Below are 15,689 nucleotides of genomic sequence, written 5' to 3' on the forward strand. Positions count from 1 at the left end.
GCTAACGCACCTCTACGCCCGGTATCAACGCTCGCGCTTCACCCCGACCGTCACCTGTTGCAGCCGGCTGACGTCCGCTGATTGCAGCCATTCCGGATGCGCGAGGCAGTGGCGGAACATCGCCGTGGCGTCGTCTCCCCAGTACAACTCCCCGTCATAAGCAAACGTCGGCACACCGAACACCCCGGCGGCAATCGCGCCTTCGGTGTTCTCGCGAAGCGCCGCTTTGACCTCAGGCGATTCCGCACGCGCGAGCGCGTCGTCGGCCGACAGGCCGAGGCGCTCGCTCAGGTCGGCCCAGCCCTGCGGGTCGGTCACGTCGCGCCCCTCTGCCCAGATAAAGCGGAAGATCGTGCGCACGACATCGTGCGTGGCGCCCAACGCGACCGCCAGACGTAACACGCGAATCGGATGGAACGGGTGCACCGGCGGCATGCGGTACGCAATGCCGTCCTGCTCGGCGCGAAACTGCGCCATGCGGTAGGTAAAGATGCGCTTGTGCGGCGTCTCGGCCGGTCCCTGCGTCTGCAAATGCACGAGGATCGCGCCCAGCACGATGGGTTTCAGTTCGATGGCGAGCGTGCGCGGCAGCGTATCGAAACGCTCGAATTGCAGATACGCGAACGGGGAGGCGAAGTCGAAATACCACTGGGCGTGACGGGCGGGGGTGTCGTCAGTTTGCGACATAGGGCGCGGTCTCCTGTGTAGAAATTTTTCTCGGCGCGTGCGACTCGACGCTTCGGACAGTGTAGCGGGACAGCGCGAACGTCACAAAAACCTTCATGGAATCAGTGGCTTAACATCGGCCCGAAGATTCATCGGAATTTTGGATAATTTGTATTTGATATAACGATTTTTATTATTGAAGCGGAGTTTTTAGACTGGCACTCATTCGCAAGGAGTGCCCGACATGACAACAAAAACCCACGCTGCAACGCCCGCTTCGGCCAGCCGTCCCGATACGCTGGTGCCGGATCAGCACAACCCTTGGGCGGGCCTCGTTCTCTCGACCGTGATTGCTTTCGTGGCGCTGTTGCTGGGGCGTCAGATGCCGCTCGTCGGCGGTCCGGTGTTTGGCATTCTGCTCGGCATTCTCGTGCGTAATATCTTCGCCCCGGGCGCGCGTTACGAGTCGGGCATCAAGTTCGCATCGAAGTACGTGCTTCAGTGGTCGATCATTGCGCTGGGTTTCGGTCTCTCCCTGTCGCAGGTGGCACACACGGGGCTCGAATCGCTTGCCGTCACGGCTGTGACGATTACCGCCGCCGGTCTGTCGGCCTGGGGGCTGGGCCGCTTGCTGGGCGTACCCGACAAGCTCAAGCTGCTCATCGGCGTGGGCACGGCGATTTGCGGCGGTTCGGCAATTGCGGCCGTCACACCCATCGTGAAGCCGGACGATCACGAAACGGCCTTCGCCATCTCGACCATCTTCCTGTTCAACATCGCCGCCGTGCTGCTGTTCCCGGTGCTCGGTCACGCGCTGCATCTCTCGGATCTGGGCTTCGGCATGTGGGCCGGCACGGCGATCAACGACACGTCGTCGGTCGTGGCGGCCGGTTACAGCTACAGCAAGGCGGCCGGCGACTACGCCACCATCGTCAAGCTCACCCGTGCCACGCTGATCATCCCGATCTGTCTGACGCTGGCCGCCATCGTGGCGTACCGCGCCAAGCGTGCCGGTGCCGGTAACTTCAGCCTCGCCCGCATCTTCCCGTGGTTCATCCTCGGCTTCCTGATCGCCTCGGGCATTCGTACGGCAGGCCTCGTGCCGAGCGCGCTGCAACCCTGGATTCACGACGCTGCCGAATTCCTGATCATCGTGGCGCTCACCGCCATCGGCCTGTCGTCGAACCTGCGCCGCATGGCGTCGACCGGTGTGCGTCCGATCCTGCTCGGTTTGGGTGTCTGGGCGGCAGTGTCGGTCAGCAGCCTCGTGGTGCAACTGACGATGGGGCAGCTCTGAGGCGGCTGGAAGGATGACACCCGGACCTTAGGGCAGACCCGGCGGGCAAGCCGGGTTTCGTCGCCTAGAATGCAATCACGGACGGCCGCCGGTCGTCCGTGGTGCGTTTTTGGGAGGCCGTTATGTCAACCTCATTCGGCGAGATCTGGTACACCGTCGGCGCACTCGTGCTGATCGCCGTGCTTGCAGGCATGGTGTGGGAGATGGGGGTGTGGTGGACGCGTCACCCGGAGAGTCCTGCGGTGAAGCGTCTTGAGCACGCGTGGGCACGTATCCGTCACCCACGGCACTGATTCACGGTTTCAACGGTACTGGCGTGCGGCCGGACGTCTCAGTCCAGCTTCAGATGTTGCGGGACGTTGGCGTCCCAGCGCGCGAGGTCTTCGAGCGGGTAGGGCTTGCTGCCGTGCAGCGCGCGTTTGATGCGGCTCTTGCCGCTGGGCATCGGCACGTTCGGCAGTGCCGCGCCTGCGGGCGTGCCTGCGAGATCGAGATAGTCACGCTTGAACTCGGCCTGCGTCATCCCCCACTTCATCAGAAATTCGCGGCTGCCGCGATTCTTCACCACGCGCCCGGTCGAGCGGCAACCGAAGTGATAGACCACGCTCTTGCCGACAATGCGGAACGTCCGGCAGCCGACCAGCCAGAGTTTCATCAGGAAGTCGTCGTCGCTGCTCATGCCGGGGCCGAACTCGATGCTATAGCCGCCGACCAGATGCCATAGCGCGCGGCTCACGAGCGTGGGCTGCGTCGGCACACCGTTCACGTCGCCGCGTTCCAGCGAGGCGGCGAAAGCGAGCATCGCGGCTTCGTCGAACGTCTCCGGCGTGGTGCCGAAATCCTTCGAAACGACTTGCTTGCTGACCCCGGCGTTGGGCTCGACCATGACCGACGAGAGGTAATAGACCTGCGTGCCGAGTGCCTGAAGGGCGCCTGCGGCATCGACGAGCGCAGTGTCCCAGCCGGGCGTGACGAACATGTCGTCGTTCAGGAACAGCAACTGATCGTGGGACGCGAGCGGCGCGAGCTGATTGAGCGCGAGGCAAACGCCTACGTTGCCGCTGCTATGCGTGTGACGCAAACCCTGCTCACGCACCCAGTCGAGCGTGCCGTCGCTGCCGTCGTTGACGTGCACGAGAATCTCGTGCGCCTCGCCGGAGTGCCGGCGAACGCTATCGATACACAGCTTGAGGAACGGCAGGTTGTTCCAGGTGGGGATCAGAATGCTTAGCATGAGGGAACGGTGCTATCGCTTGTCAACGGGCGACTTGTCGTCTGAGGAGCCGACAGGATAGGCGAACGCGGCAAACAGAGCCAGCATCGTCGCATAGAAGGCGACTGTCACCTTCAGATTGAAGGTCTCGACGGTTAGCCCGAAGACGAAGAAGGCAACCGCCGTCATCAGGCCCATCAACGCCGCGCGATTCCTGACGTGATCATGTTGCAACTGTGCCGAGCGAATGAAGAAGACGGCAGGGCCGAAGTAGACGCCGAGAATGCACAGGAGACCCAGCAATCCGTAATCGACGAAGTAGGCGAGGATCTGATTGTGCACTTCGCCCTTGCCAAGATCGGCAGCCAACGGGGTCAACTGCCCGGACGCCGCCATGGCGGGCATCGCGTCGTGATAGCCGTGTGCGCCGAGGCCGAGCAACGGATGTTCAACGATGAGATTGCCGGCCACCTTCCACAATTCGACACGGATACCGGTCGAGGTATTTGGGTTGCCTGCGGAGAGATTGATCAGATCCAACCGGATCATTTCGAAGCGCTCGCGCACGACATGCGAACTGAAGGTGCCTGCCAGCAGCACCGCGACGACAACGCCGATCGCAACGCGCCGCGCTGCGCTCAGTGGCTGATTGCGCCACAGCAGCCAGACGACCAGCAGCACGGGCAGCACGATCCAGCCCCCGCGAGACTGGCTGGCCCACGACGCGTAGCACCCGGCGGCTGCGCCCAGCAGCTTGAACGCGACGGTCCAAGGCTTGTCGCGCGACAGCCAGTGAATCGACACGATGGACAGCGAGCCCAGCAGGACGGCGATGTCGCCGAAGTGGATCGGATTCAGAAACGAGCTTTCAGCTCGGGCGGCGAGAATATCCGCGGTGGAATACAAGGCCATGAAGGCCGCCGCAAACGCGCCGGTAGCGAACGACAGATCGCTCCACTTCGGCATGACGTCGACGATCCGGCGCAGCCCGAGGAAAACGAAAGTGGCGAGCAGGAAGCGCAGCGGGGAATCGAGCGTGTTCGCGACGATCCGCCCGTGCAGAATTTCGACGAGCAGAATCGCGAAAAACGGCAGCACCAGCGAGATGAGCAACAGGCGGACATGGGGTCTTTCACGTACGAGCGAACAGATTTCGCCCCGTTCGCGGCCCGTGAAAAGGACGATGGCGCCGAGGGCCACCGTCAGGAACATCGCCGTGTTCCCGCCGCGTGGAACGACCAGGGACACGGCAGGGAACAGCAGGATCAGCGTGCCGAAAATATTGGCGAAAAGGTGCCGACGGGGAATCCGTGCCGGCGCGGCGGACTTGCTCATTGGTTACCAGGCAGACTGCGTGAAATTACTTTGCACGAAGTATGCCAGAAATGCCCGCAGCGCCAAGGTTTCCGTCAACGCCACACAACGCCCAAAACGCCGATCCGCCTAAACTTCACAATTACAGGTTCATCGCGCCGAGAACGCCGCACAAGTGCAGGGCAACGTGCGTCCAGGCCGCTTCGTCGTAATTGTCCCCGTCGCGCGCCAGTTGTTGCGCTTCGTGAAACGTGCGCCATATCGCTGCGGCGCTCGACGGCGTGCCGCCGGCCAACTGGTACTGCCGTTGCAGCGCTTCGGCCAGCCAGGGCTGGTCCTGCGCGCAGGCCTCGGCGTAGGCTTCGACCGCGACCCGGGCGTACGGGTCGCCGGCCGGATCGAGGACGACCGGCTGGCGTGCTGCGCGAGCCGACGAATGCGCGGAAGAAGGCATGGCAGCCAGGGCGTGCCGCTCGGCGGCGCTGTGACGGGTGTGGTGATGTTTCATGGTCTCGTCTCGTTGGCCGCGCCAGGGCCGCTGGCGCGGAATCACTTACGTGGACTCAGTCGTTTTCCATATTGCGGATAAACAGCATGGCCGCGTGTTTGGCCTGATCGATGCTCGAATACGTCCGGCCGTCCATCGGCCAGATGTCGACCAGCACCGCATAGCTGCCGGGGTGCTCGGCCTGCATGATGCGGATGTAATGCTGCCGGAACACGCACCGGGCGAGTTCCACTGTCGGATGCGGTCGGCGGAAATGGGCGCTTGACATGACAGTCTCCAGAAATTTGGCCCTCCGGCCTCGACGGGCCGTTGCAAAAGACTCAGCAAGTCCCGTGCCAATTCTCTTGAAGTCATTAACTGCTTGATTCGTAAGGAGTGTGGGCGAACGGGCCGCGCGCCGATATCGGAAAACGTTACGGAAACGAAACACGGCCGGAACGTGCCGCCGTAACAGTGGCGAGTGAGTTGCCAGTCTGTTGCCAGTGGGGCTGCAGCGGCTGTGGCCGAGGGAAGGCGAACGTTATTCGTGTTTCATGTGTGAAACGCGCCGGACGTCGTCTTTTGTGTTCCCGCTAAAATGGGCATTTCCCCAAGACTTCTGCGTAGGCAAACCACACGTCTACGTTCCTATGCCGCATGAATCTGCGTTTTCTCGAAACCTTTGTCTGGCTGGCCAAGCTGCGTAATTTCCGGCTGACGGCCGAACGTCTGCATACGACGCAGGCGGGGGTGTCGAGCCGGATCGCGTCGCTGGAGCAGAGTTTCGGCGTGCGCCTGTTCGACCGGAGCGCGCGCGAAGTCACGCTCACGGCCGCCGGCCAGAAAGCGCTGGCGTATGCCGAGCGCATCGTCATGCTGGGTCAGGAGATGAAGAGAGAGCTGAGCGATCCGGACATGCCGCCGGGCGTGCTCAAAATCGGCGTCGTCGAATCCATCGTGCACAGCTGGTTTCCGGATCTGGCGGCACGCATTCACCGCGAATACCCGCAACTCGAAATCGAGGTCACGAGCGAGACGACCATCAATCTGTGCAAGCAGCTCGAAGCGGGCGCGCTCGATCTCGTATTGCAGACGGACATGCAACACGGCGCTGGCGTGGAAAACCTGCCGCTGGCCGAATTCCCGATGCGCTGGGTCGCGAGTCCCAAGCTCAATCTGGAGGGCGAAACGCTTGATGTGGCCGATCTGGCGGCGTATCCGCTGGTGAGCTTTTCGCGCAATTCCGGGCCGCACAAGACGCTGGAGCGCATGTTCTCGGTCGCCGCCGAGCGGCCGGTACGGGTGAACTGTATGACGTCGGTCGCGGCGATCATCCGGCTGGTGGCCGACGGGTTCGGGGTGGCGATGCTGCCGCCCGCCATCATCCAGCGTGAACTGGGCGAGCACAGCCTGCATCTGCTGCGCGTGAATGCCAACTTCCCCAATCTGCCCCTGGTCGGCTCGTTCCGCACGGGTGCGCTGCTCGCCGAGAACGTGGCGCGGCTGGCGCAGCGCACGGCCAGCGAATTCGCCCTGAACATGGGGCCGGATATCGCAATTCCACCGGCTGCCGCCATGACCGCCCCGGCATGGGGCGCGACCGACGCCTGAGCCAAGGGTGTGACGGTCCGCGAATGCCCCGCCCGACAAGGGTTTGGGGCCGGTCATAAGAATTTGCTGTTGCCGCGAATTTGATTTCTTGTTGGACGCTCCCTCCATCGTTTTGCACACTCAAATGGACGGTCGGCCTCATGCGTGCTGATGCTGCTCAGCGGCGCGCGCCGGCCGGCCCCCGATTGTCGACACCGATGGATGCCTCATGACTGTGACTGCCCCGCGCGCCCAACTCTGTATCTGGACGAATATCGATCCGGCCTTCGAAACCGATTTCAACCGCTGGTACGACCGCGAACACATGCAGGAGCGCGTGGCGATTCCGGGCTTTCAGTTCGCCCGGCGCTTCAAGGCGCTGCATGACACCGCCCGTCCGTACCTCGCCCTGTACTGCACGCAGGACGCCGCCGTGTTCACCAGCGCGCCGTATGCGCAGGCCTTCAATCATCAGACGGAGTGGTCGCTGCGCAACTTCGCGCGCATGCAGGGCACGCAACGCCGCGTCGGCACGCTTGATGTTGAAGCCGGTGAAGGTCAGGGGGGCGTGCTCGCCGCCTTCGTGCTGACGCAAGCGGCTGTGGCGCAGGCGCGCCCGCGCCTCGACGCCCAACTCGCGGAGATCGCACAGGGCGACGGCATCGTGCGCGCCACGCTCCAGGTCACCGTGCCCACGCTGTCCGTCTCGCTCACGGCGAAGGACGCCGCACTGCCGCCGGCCGATGCCGTCGTGCTCATCGAAGGCACCGATCCGGACGCCGTGCGAGCGGCTGCCGAAACGCTGGCGGCGAGCTACGGCCTGCCGGCCACCGACGTGACCCGTTTCGCCATGCTGTGGCGTCTCGGTGCCAACGACGACTGACGTTGCGCTGCCCGCGCTGCCTTCTCACGGGGCCGGCCTATCCGGCTGACCCCGCGCACCCCCGGAGACATCCATGACAACGTATTCAAACACCCGGGACACCCGAAATGCACGGGACACCGACCCTGCATCGGGTGCCGCTTCAGGTGCCGCTGCCGCGCCCGCCAAACAAGGCGCAAACAAGGGCCGGCTAGCCACCGCCAGCATGGTCGGCACCACGCTCGAATGGTACGACTTCACCGTCTACAACACGCTTGCCGCACTGGTCTTCAACCATCTGTTCTTCCCGTCGATGGACCCGCTCGCGGGCACCATCCTCGCGTTGTCGACGTACGCCGTCGGCTACGTTTCGCGCCCGCTGGGTGGCTTCGTGTTCGGCAACCTCGGCGACAAGATCGGACGACGTGCCGTGCTGGTGCTCACACTTGTCGTCATGGGCCTGACCACGGGCCTCATGGGCCTGCTGCCGACCTACGCCTCGATCGGCATCTGGAGTCCGGTGCTGCTCGTCGCCTTGCGTTTCGTGCAGGGTGTGGCGCTGGGTGGCGAATGGGCCGGTGCGGTGCTGCTCTCGGTCGAGCATGGCGATCAGCGCAAGCGCGGGCTGAATGCGTCGTGGACGCAGGTCGGACCGTCGTTCGGCACGTTGCTCGCGACCGGTCTGATTGCGCTCATCACGCTCTCTATTTCGCCGGACGAGTTCCTTGCCTGGGGCTGGCGCGTGCCGTTCCTGCTGAGCCTCGTGCTGGTGGCGTTCGGTTTGTGGGTGCGTCGTGGCGTGGAAGAAACGCCGATGTTCGAAGAGATGCAGCATTCGGACCGTCAGGCGGAAATGCCGATTGCGGACGTCTTCCGCAAGCACTGGCGCAACCTGCTGGTCGCGGGCGGCTCGCGCATCGGCTCCGACGTGCTCTACGCGCTGATGGTCGTCTTCACGCTGACGTATGTGACCGGCACGCTGCATCTGTCGCGTCCGCTGGCGCTCACGGCCGTGCTTGTGGGTACCGCGTTCAATGCGCTGACGGTACCGCTGTTCGGTGCGCTCTCCGACAAGCTGGGCCGCCGTCCGGTGTATGGCTTTGGCGTGCTGTGTGCCGTGATCTGGGCCTATGGCTTCTTCGTGTTGCTCGACACGTCGAGCCCGGCGCTGATCGTGCTGTCCGTGGTGGTCGGTCTCGTGATCCACGCGATCATGTACGGCCCGCAGGCGGCGTTCGTCACGGAGCAGTTCCCGACGCGCGTGCGCTATGCCGGTTCGTCGCTGGCTTACACGCTGGCGGGCATTCTCGGTGGCGGCTTCGCACCGCTCATCATCGTGACGCTCTACAAGGAGTACGGCACGACGCTGTCGGTGTCGCTGTACGTGACGGCGGCGCTCGCGATCACGGCCATCGCGTTGTTCGCGGCGAAGGAGACGGCGCACAAGCCGCTTCGCGACTGATGTGACGGATGTCGAATGAACAACGGCACGCTCTCGGGCGTGCCGTTGTCGTTTGTGAGGTCGTTGTTGTGAGGGCGTCGTCGCCAACGCGCTGGCTCATTGCGTCGGCGCGCACAACTCTGTGAGACTGGCGAGATCGCCGCGTTGCGCGAGTTGGTGGACGTGACGGGCGAAGACGTCGTATTGCGGGGCCTGTGTGCTGAGATCGCGGGACCAATCCATCAGATCGGTAATCGCCCCCATGGCGATCAGCTGGCGGGCTTCCACCAGCCGTTCGCGCGGCGGACGCACCATGGCGCGCTCCTGTTCCACTTCACTGGCCGGTGCATCGTCGCGTTGCAGATCGAGCAGGCGCGCCAGCGTGTTGCGCAGGTCCACCAACTCCACAGGCTTGAGCAGACAAGCGTCATAGCCGCGCTCGCTGCCTTCGCCCTCGCTGCCGGCGCCCGCGACCACTTGCGGCGACGCGGAGACAGCCAGCACAGGTACATCGGGCCAGCGGCGGCGCGCGGCGCGTGCCACCGCCAATCCGTCGGCGTTGGGCATCATGTGGTCCGTCAGCACGAGATCCGGCTGCGGTGCTTTGGGATTGCCCAGCGCGGCGATGAGCGCGACGCCGTCGCCGAACGTGCTCAAGGTGAAGCCCAGACTGGCCAGTTCGTCATGCAGGAATTGACGGATTTCGGGAGAGTCTTCGGCGAGCCAGATGTGATACCCCGTGCCATCGAGCGGTGGCAAAGCGTGCGTGGCCCCCGCGAACGATTGCGGCACGAGATCCGCTTCGCGTGCCACGCGCAGCGGCAACGTGAACGTCACCTTGGTGCCGACGTCGGGCTGGCTGTCGATGACGATCGTGCCGTCCATGCGCTCGATCCATTGCCTGACGATGGCGAGTCCCAACCCCACACCGGGCAGACGCCGCGCGCGGTCGAGCCGGGCGAACGGTTCGAACACACGCGGCAGGTCGTCCTTGGCGATGCCGCAGCCGGAGTCTTCCACGCCGAAGCTCACATGCACGATGTCTGCACGTGTTGCATCGGGAGTGGCGGACAGCGACAACGTAATCGTGCCGTCCGACGTGTACTTCGCCGCGTTGTCGAGCAGATTGCCGAGCACCTGACGCACCCGCTTGGCGTCGAAGGCGAGCAGCGGCGGCAGCGGCGCGCGCACGTCGAGCAGGAAGGCGTTGTCATGCTTGCGCGCGAGGCTCATGCCTTCGTGCGCCATGCCGTCGATGAACGCATGCGTGTAGACCGGCGCGACGTGCAGCGCGTCGGCCGCACCTCCGCCCGCGTACTCGATCAGGTCGTTGACCATCGCGAGCATGTGATGTGCGCTGCGACGGATGATGCGGCCCCGGTCAGCGTCTTCGCGTCCGCCCGATTGCACCAGATCGGCAAAGCCGATGATCGACGTGAGCGGCGTGCGCAGATCGTGGCTGATGCGCGCGAGGAAGTCGCTCTTGGCGCTGTTGGCTTCGTCGGCGGCGATGAGGGCGGCTTGCAATTCGCGCGTGCGGGTGTCGACGGCATTGGCGAGCCGTGCCTGTTCTTCGCGACGCGTTTGCAGTACCTCGCGCTGTGCGGCGCGCTGCTCGCGCACGAGTTCGCGCGAGCGTCCGGCCACGATGATGGTCAGCATCAGCAGCACGGAGAAATTGGTGCTCCATGCCATCGCGGTGTTGGCGAGCCAGTCCTCCGGCAGCAGGCCGTTGATGATCGCGAGTCGCCAGAACAGCACGAGACAACCGGGCGAGAACGAGAGCAGGCTCAGGCGTGCGTTCTTGAACCCGCGTCGCCAGCCGTCGGCCAGCGAAATGACCCAGATCACATTGAAGACAGTGAGCAGTTGGAGATGCGTGAACGCGGCCACGCGGTGATCGCCGAACAGCACCCACAGCGCCATGAACCCCATGACGCCGATCATGGCCTGATAGATCCAGCGCCACAGCGTCACGCGTTCAAGGCCGGTGAAGATCATCAGCATCGCAGAGAACACGCCGGCGGTCAGCGTCGAGAAGAAGCTCGGCGCACGCACGATGAACTCGCCGCCCTGCGGCAGGAAGTAGCGATACAGGAAGCCCTGGAACGCCATGTCCTGCGCCACCTGCGTGATCGTCGTGAGCGCGAGCAGCACGAACACCGGGTCGCGACGGGCGATGCCCAGCACGAACGCATACAGCGCGATGGAGAGCATCGAGCCGGCGAGCAGCATGGCGATCATGGCGTTGCGCGATTCGGACTGACGGAAGTCGTCCGGCTGCCAGAACTGCGGCACGATGCTCACCGACGAGCGGGTCTCCACGCGCAGGAGAAACGTGAGCCGTTCCCCCGGAAGGAGCGTGATGGGGAAGACCGACGTCTCGGACATGATCGGGTGCTGATCGAGCGGCACGGTGTGCCCGGCGCGCCACGTGTCGGCCGGCTGTGTCGAACCGAACGGCATCGCGTAGAAGCGCACGTCCTCCAGTCGCACGATGCCGACGCTCAGCCAGCGCGTGACGGGTTCGTTACTCGGATTCGAAACATGACCGGTGAGCCAGAACGCCGAGCGGCTGTAGCCTGCATTGAGCATGCTCGGTGCGACGTTGCGCCAGCCGGATGCGGCGAGTGCCTGCGTGGCGTCGAGGCGTCGGGTCGGGTCTTCGAGCAGGCGCAGCTGCCTGTCGAGCTTGAGGGGCGACGGCGCGTCGGCGAGATCGATGAACGTCGGGGCAGTTTGGACCGCAGCAGGTGCGGTGTTCGTCGATGGCGCGGCGGTAGTGCCGGTCGCCGCTGTAGCGGCCGTTGCCGTGCCCGGCAGGCAGAACGTCACGAGCAGCGCGATCAGCGCGACGAACCTAAGCGCGACGAACCCAAGCGCGCCGAACCCAAGCGCGCCGAACCCAAGCGCGCCGAACCCAAGCGCGCCGAACCCAAGCGCGACGCGCGTCGACCAGACGGAAGGGAGCGATGAGGGCCGACGCGTCTCTTGTGCCGGTAAGTCCGATGGCGCAGTGCTCATGCCTGCGTCGATCCCGAACCGTCGGGCGCGACATACGTCTGCGCGCCCTGTTCGCGGAACCCGCTGGGCGGCATGCCGAAGCGTTCGCGGAAGGCGGTGGCGAAGTTGGCGGCGCTGGCGAAACCCACGGCGCTCGCAATGTCCTGCACGTCCAGAGACGTCTCGGAGAGCAGGCGTCGCGCCTCCTTCATGCGTTCTTCGCGCAGGAAGTCGAACACCGTCACGCCGACACAGCGGCGGAACGCGAGATTGAGACGGCGCGTGTTCGTACCGACGGCGCTTGCCAGACCGGCCAGTTCGGGCGTCGTGCCGAGCTGGTCGAGCAGCAACGCACGTGTGGCGCGAAACAGCACGGCGTCCAGCGTGTGGGCCTGTACGGGCAGCGGGGCGTGCTTGTCGGTGTCGGTCGCGGCAGCCACCGGCGCGGCGCTGTGGGCAGGTGCCGCGGGCGTCGATTTCAGATGGATCGACAGACGCAGCCGGACCTCTTCGAAATCGTACGGTTTGGTGACGTAGTCGACCGCGCCGGCCGACAGGCCTGCGACACGCTCGCCGGGTAAGGCGGCCGCCGTCAGGAAAATGAGCGGAATGTGCCGGGTGCCGGGGTCGGCCTTGAGCAGGCGGCACGCGCCGAGGCCGTCGCACACCGGCATGCGGATGTCCATGAGGATCAGGTCGGGCTGCACGGTGCGCGCTTTGGTGTAACCGTCACGACCGTCTTGCGCGATGTAGACCCGGCAGCCTTGCTGGCTGAGGAAGTCCATGAGCAGCATGCGGTCTTCCTGATTGTCGTCGACGACGAGCACGCGCACGCCCGACAACTGACGGGCATGCGGCGACGCGGGCCACGCGCCGCTCTGACGCGGGGCTGCCGTCGCCACAGCATTAGATGTGGCGGGCGTGGCAGACGACTGCGGGGGCAGGTGACGATCGCTCATGATGGTCGCCATTCTTTCACATTCGCCTGGTTGCGCCGCACCGATCCGGGGCGAATATCGGCGCGCGGGAAATAAATTTCCGCCGGGCAAACGAGAGATGCCGTCGGGCAAAGGTGAAGTCATGGCGGGCCGTACCGGCTCAGGTAAGGTCAACCGTCGGGTTCGCAGCGGCGGACGACCGGCGTGTAGGTGATCGGGGGGTCGTCTGCCGCTGGCGTGTGCCGCAGGGCGAGCCCGGCCCCCCCGGGGGGAGCCGGTGCTTAACACAGGCTTACTCGGGTGCCGTCCAGACCACGTTCGCGCCGACCGAGCACAGATTCTCGACGAAGCGCGGGTGGGCGCGGCGAATCGGTTGTGCGTTCTTGATGGTCGACTGACCGTCGATGCTTGCCGCCACCATCAGCAGGGCGATCGCCACGCGAATGATGTACGGGCTTTCCACCACAGCGGGCGACAGCGGCACGCCGCCGAACGTGATCAGCCGGTGCGGATCGGACTGGAACACGTGCGCGCCGAACTTCGACAGCTCCGTCGACCAGCCCATCGCACCGTCATACACCTTGTTCCAGAACATCGCGCTGCCTTCGGCCTTCACACCCAGGGCGATGAAGATCGGCAGCAGATCCACCGGGAAGTAAGGCCACGGGGCCGCTTCCACCTTCGTCAGAATGTTCTGCGTGAACGGCGCCTGCACCTTGAGCTTGCCTTGCGCCGTGGCCGTCGACCAGCCGTCGCGGTGCTCGACCTTGATGCCGAACTTCGCAAACGTGCGGTCGATCAGCGGGAACTGATCGGGGGCCGTGTTTTTGACCGTGATCTCACCGCCGGTGATCGCGCCGAGCGCGAGGAAGGTGGTGATTTCGTGGAAGTCCTCGGCGAAGCGGAATTCGCCGCCGCCGAAGCGCTCGACACCTTCAATCGCCAACTGCGAAGTACCGACGCCTTCGATGGGCACGCCCAGCATCTGCATGAAGCGGCAGAACTCCTGCACGTGCGGCTCGGAGGCGGCGTTGTTCAGTTGCGAGCGACCCTTCGCGGTGGCGGCGCACAGCACGAAGTTCTCGGTGGTTGTCACCGACGCGTAGTCGAGCCAGTGATGGATCGCGGGGCGGGCCTCGTCGGCGTGAATCAGCAGCGAGCCGGCGGTGCGCTCGACACGTCCGCCGAAATGGCGCAGCACTTCGATGTGCGGATCGATCTCGCGCACGCCGAGCGTGCAGCCCTTGATGTTGTCCTCGATGCGTGCGACGCCGAAACGCGCCAGCAGCGGCGGCACCAGCATGATCGACGAGCGCATCTCTTCAGGCAGATGGTCGGTGCGCGGATCGAACTTCGTATTCAGATGGTGGACGTCGAGAATGCCGGCGTCGAAATCGACGCTCACGTCGCTGCCGAGCTGACGAAAGATGTCGAGAATCTTGCGAACGTCGGTGATCTCGGGCACCCCGATCAGGCGCACGGGCTGATCGGTCAGCAGTGTGGCGCACAGCACCGGGAGAACGGCATTCTTGTTGGCGGAGGGCGTGATGCGGCCGCGTAGCGGCTGGCCGCCGTGGACTACCAGATGGGACATGGGCTTCCTTCGGGCTTGGTGCCTTAGTACGTTCGAGCGGGGGGCGAAGTTGGCAGGCGGGCCGCAGGCCCGTCGCGATCAGGCGCAATATACCCCCGAATCGCGCGCGTGTGCCACGCGACCCCCAAGGCGTGGTGGGATTGCCGCGCTGCCCTCAGTCCCTTGACGGGCGAGGGTGTCGGTGTCGGGTACGTCGCGGTTCTGTGCCGGTCAGGACGCCCCGCCCGCGAATGCCTCGGCGAAGATCGCGCGGAAGTCGGGCGTCTCGGCGGCCGCGGCCCGCGTGAGTACCCGCGCTTCGAGTTCGTCGAGGTGCGCGGTGGCGAGTGAGATCGCGGCCTGTGTCTTGCCCTCGCGCAGCTGGCTCACGAGCTGCGCGTGTTCCGTGGGGGCGCAATGCATGAATTCCGCCGGGTCGTACAGTGCCTTGTATAGCTCCGTCTTGGCGACGAGCTGATGCGCGAAGGCGTCGAGTTCCGCGCTGTCGGCCATGCCGATCAACTTCAGATGAAACTCGCCCGCCAGACGGATCGACCGCTCATGCGTGCCGTCGGCGTGCGAGCGCGCTTCGGTGTCGACGTGGGTGTCGAGCACCGCGAGCTGCGCGTCGCTCAACCGCCCGCAGATGCTTGCGATCACGCCCGTTTCCAATACGCGCCGTGCCCGATACGTCTGACGGATATCGTCGAGCGATGGCTGCGGCACGAACGCGCCGCGATTCGGTTCGAGTACCAGCTTGCCTTCGAAGCCGAGCCGCGCGAGCACCTTGCGCACCGCGCCGCGCGTGCAATCGAGCGCCTGCGCCAGATTGCGTTCGCGCAGCGGCATCCCCGGCCGGAGCTTGCCCGAGAGCAGCGCCTGCGAGATCGCCGCGTACACGCGGGCCTCGATCTGCTGACCTGCGCTGCCCGGCGCGCCCTCTCCCTCGACGTCGACCGTTGCCGGGTCCGGCTCCATGACAGGGGCGGCCTGAGCGCGAGGGACGTCGACGGACGCGGTGGACGAGGGCGGTGCTGCGGTGCGGCTCAAGCCTGATCTCCTGAAATTTGGCGCTTCGCATGAAAGTGCGCGGGCGTGGGCCGAATTGTACCTGTCGCCCCGGGCCATCCGATATGGCGTGACATCGCTTATCGAGGCCAATCCGACGTCAACCCGACGCCAACCTTCCCACGATGCCCGTTCTCCGGAAAACCCTACGTTTGGGCCCTCTGTGCGACGCGACCTTGCATTTCGGCAAATCGTTACCGATAATGGTCAACAAAAATGGTTAACCATTTATTGTCG

At 64.8% G+C, this 15,689-nt stretch carries 14 protein-coding genes; 5 read left to right on the forward strand and 9 right to left on the reverse strand.

Annotated features, from left to right (window positions below):
• Positions 1-24: 24 nt before the first annotated feature.
• Positions 25-687 (reverse strand): 2-hydroxychromene-2-carboxylate isomerase, encoded by a 663-nt coding sequence (locus PAQ31011_RS12130; protein ID WP_150576076.1) that lies wholly within the window; start codon positions 685-687, stop codon positions 25-27.
• A gap of 223 nt (positions 688-910) precedes the next feature.
• Between PAQ31011_RS12130 and PAQ31011_RS12135 the strand changes: the two genes are divergently transcribed.
• Positions 911-1,963, forward strand: coding sequence for a YeiH family protein (locus PAQ31011_RS12135; RefSeq protein ID WP_150576077.1), 1,053 nt, complete (start codon positions 911-913; stop codon positions 1,961-1,963).
• Positions 1,964-2,085: 122 nt separating this feature from the next.
• Positions 2,086-2,256, forward strand: a complete 171-nt coding sequence (locus PAQ31011_RS26380) for a hypothetical protein (protein ID WP_174990094.1) — start codon at positions 2,086-2,088, stop codon at positions 2,254-2,256.
• Between the two features lie 38 nt (positions 2,257-2,294).
• Here PAQ31011_RS26380 and PAQ31011_RS12140 read toward each other — a convergent pair whose 3' ends face one another.
• The 4 genes from PAQ31011_RS12140 to PAQ31011_RS12155 all read right to left on the reverse strand — a co-directional run bounded on the left by PAQ31011_RS12140 (position 2,295) and on the right by PAQ31011_RS12155 (position 5,266).
• Entirely contained in the window at positions 2,295-3,197 is a 903-nt protein-coding gene (locus PAQ31011_RS12140) for a glycosyltransferase family 2 protein (RefSeq protein WP_150576078.1), read from the reverse strand.
• Between the two features lie 12 nt (positions 3,198-3,209).
• Entirely contained in the window at positions 3,210-4,511 is a 1,302-nt protein-coding gene (locus PAQ31011_RS12145) for an O-antigen ligase family protein (RefSeq protein ID WP_150576079.1), read from the reverse strand.
• Between the two features lie 121 nt (positions 4,512-4,632).
• Positions 4,633-4,998, reverse strand: a complete 366-nt coding sequence (locus PAQ31011_RS12150) for a hypothetical protein (RefSeq protein WP_150576080.1) — start codon at positions 4,996-4,998, stop codon at positions 4,633-4,635.
• 55 nt (positions 4,999-5,053) lie between these two features.
• Positions 5,054-5,266 (reverse strand): hypothetical protein, encoded by a 213-nt coding sequence (locus PAQ31011_RS12155; protein WP_039392977.1) that lies wholly within the window; start codon positions 5,264-5,266, stop codon positions 5,054-5,056.
• 368 nt (positions 5,267-5,634) lie between these two features.
• Between PAQ31011_RS12155 and PAQ31011_RS12160 the strand changes: the two genes are divergently transcribed.
• The 3 genes from PAQ31011_RS12160 to PAQ31011_RS12170 all read left to right on the forward strand — a co-directional run bounded on the left by PAQ31011_RS12160 (position 5,635) and on the right by PAQ31011_RS12170 (position 8,891).
• Positions 5,635-6,588: a LysR family transcriptional regulator gene (locus PAQ31011_RS12160; RefSeq protein WP_150576081.1), complete on the forward strand. Its 954-nt coding sequence runs from the start codon at positions 5,635-5,637 to the stop codon at positions 6,586-6,588.
• 208 nt (positions 6,589-6,796) lie between these two features.
• A complete protein-coding gene (locus tag PAQ31011_RS12165; protein WP_150576082.1) occupies positions 6,797-7,450 on the forward strand; it encodes a DUF4286 family protein in 654 nt (217 codons plus the stop codon).
• Positions 7,451-7,523: 73 nt separating this feature from the next.
• A complete protein-coding gene (locus PAQ31011_RS12170; protein WP_150576083.1) occupies positions 7,524-8,891 on the forward strand; it encodes an MFS transporter in 1,368 nt (455 codons plus the stop codon).
• Positions 8,892-8,987: 96 nt separating this feature from the next.
• On the opposite strand, the gene PAQ31011_RS12175 is transcribed toward PAQ31011_RS12170, so the two are convergent.
• From PAQ31011_RS12175 to PAQ31011_RS12190, 4 genes are all read right to left on the reverse strand, one after another.
• The gene (locus tag PAQ31011_RS12175) at positions 8,988-11,894 is read right to left on the reverse strand and encodes a hybrid sensor histidine kinase/response regulator (protein WP_150576084.1); all 2,907 of its coding nucleotides are present in this window, start codon (positions 11,892-11,894) and stop codon (positions 8,988-8,990) included.
• Complete coding sequence (locus tag PAQ31011_RS12180) at positions 11,891-12,667, reverse strand: response regulator transcription factor (protein ID WP_246179565.1); 777 nt, start codon at positions 12,665-12,667, stop codon at positions 11,891-11,893. The genes PAQ31011_RS12175 and PAQ31011_RS12180 overlap by 4 nt, the downstream gene beginning before the upstream one ends.
• Positions 12,668-13,103: 436 nt before the next feature.
• Positions 13,104-14,405, reverse strand: a complete 1,302-nt coding sequence (locus PAQ31011_RS12185; RefSeq protein WP_150576086.1) for a UDP-N-acetylglucosamine 1-carboxyvinyltransferase — start codon at positions 14,403-14,405, stop codon at positions 13,104-13,106.
• 210 nt (positions 14,406-14,615) lie between these two features.
• The gene (locus tag PAQ31011_RS12190; protein WP_246179525.1) at positions 14,616-15,434 is read right to left on the reverse strand and encodes a GntR family transcriptional regulator; all 819 of its coding nucleotides are present in this window, start codon (positions 15,432-15,434) and stop codon (positions 14,616-14,618) included.
• Positions 15,435-15,689: the final 255 nt, after the last annotated feature.

The sequence above is a fragment of the Pandoraea aquatica genome (assembly GCF_902459565.1).
GTDB classification, from domain to species: Bacteria; Pseudomonadota; Gammaproteobacteria; order Burkholderiales; family Burkholderiaceae; genus Pandoraea; species Pandoraea aquatica.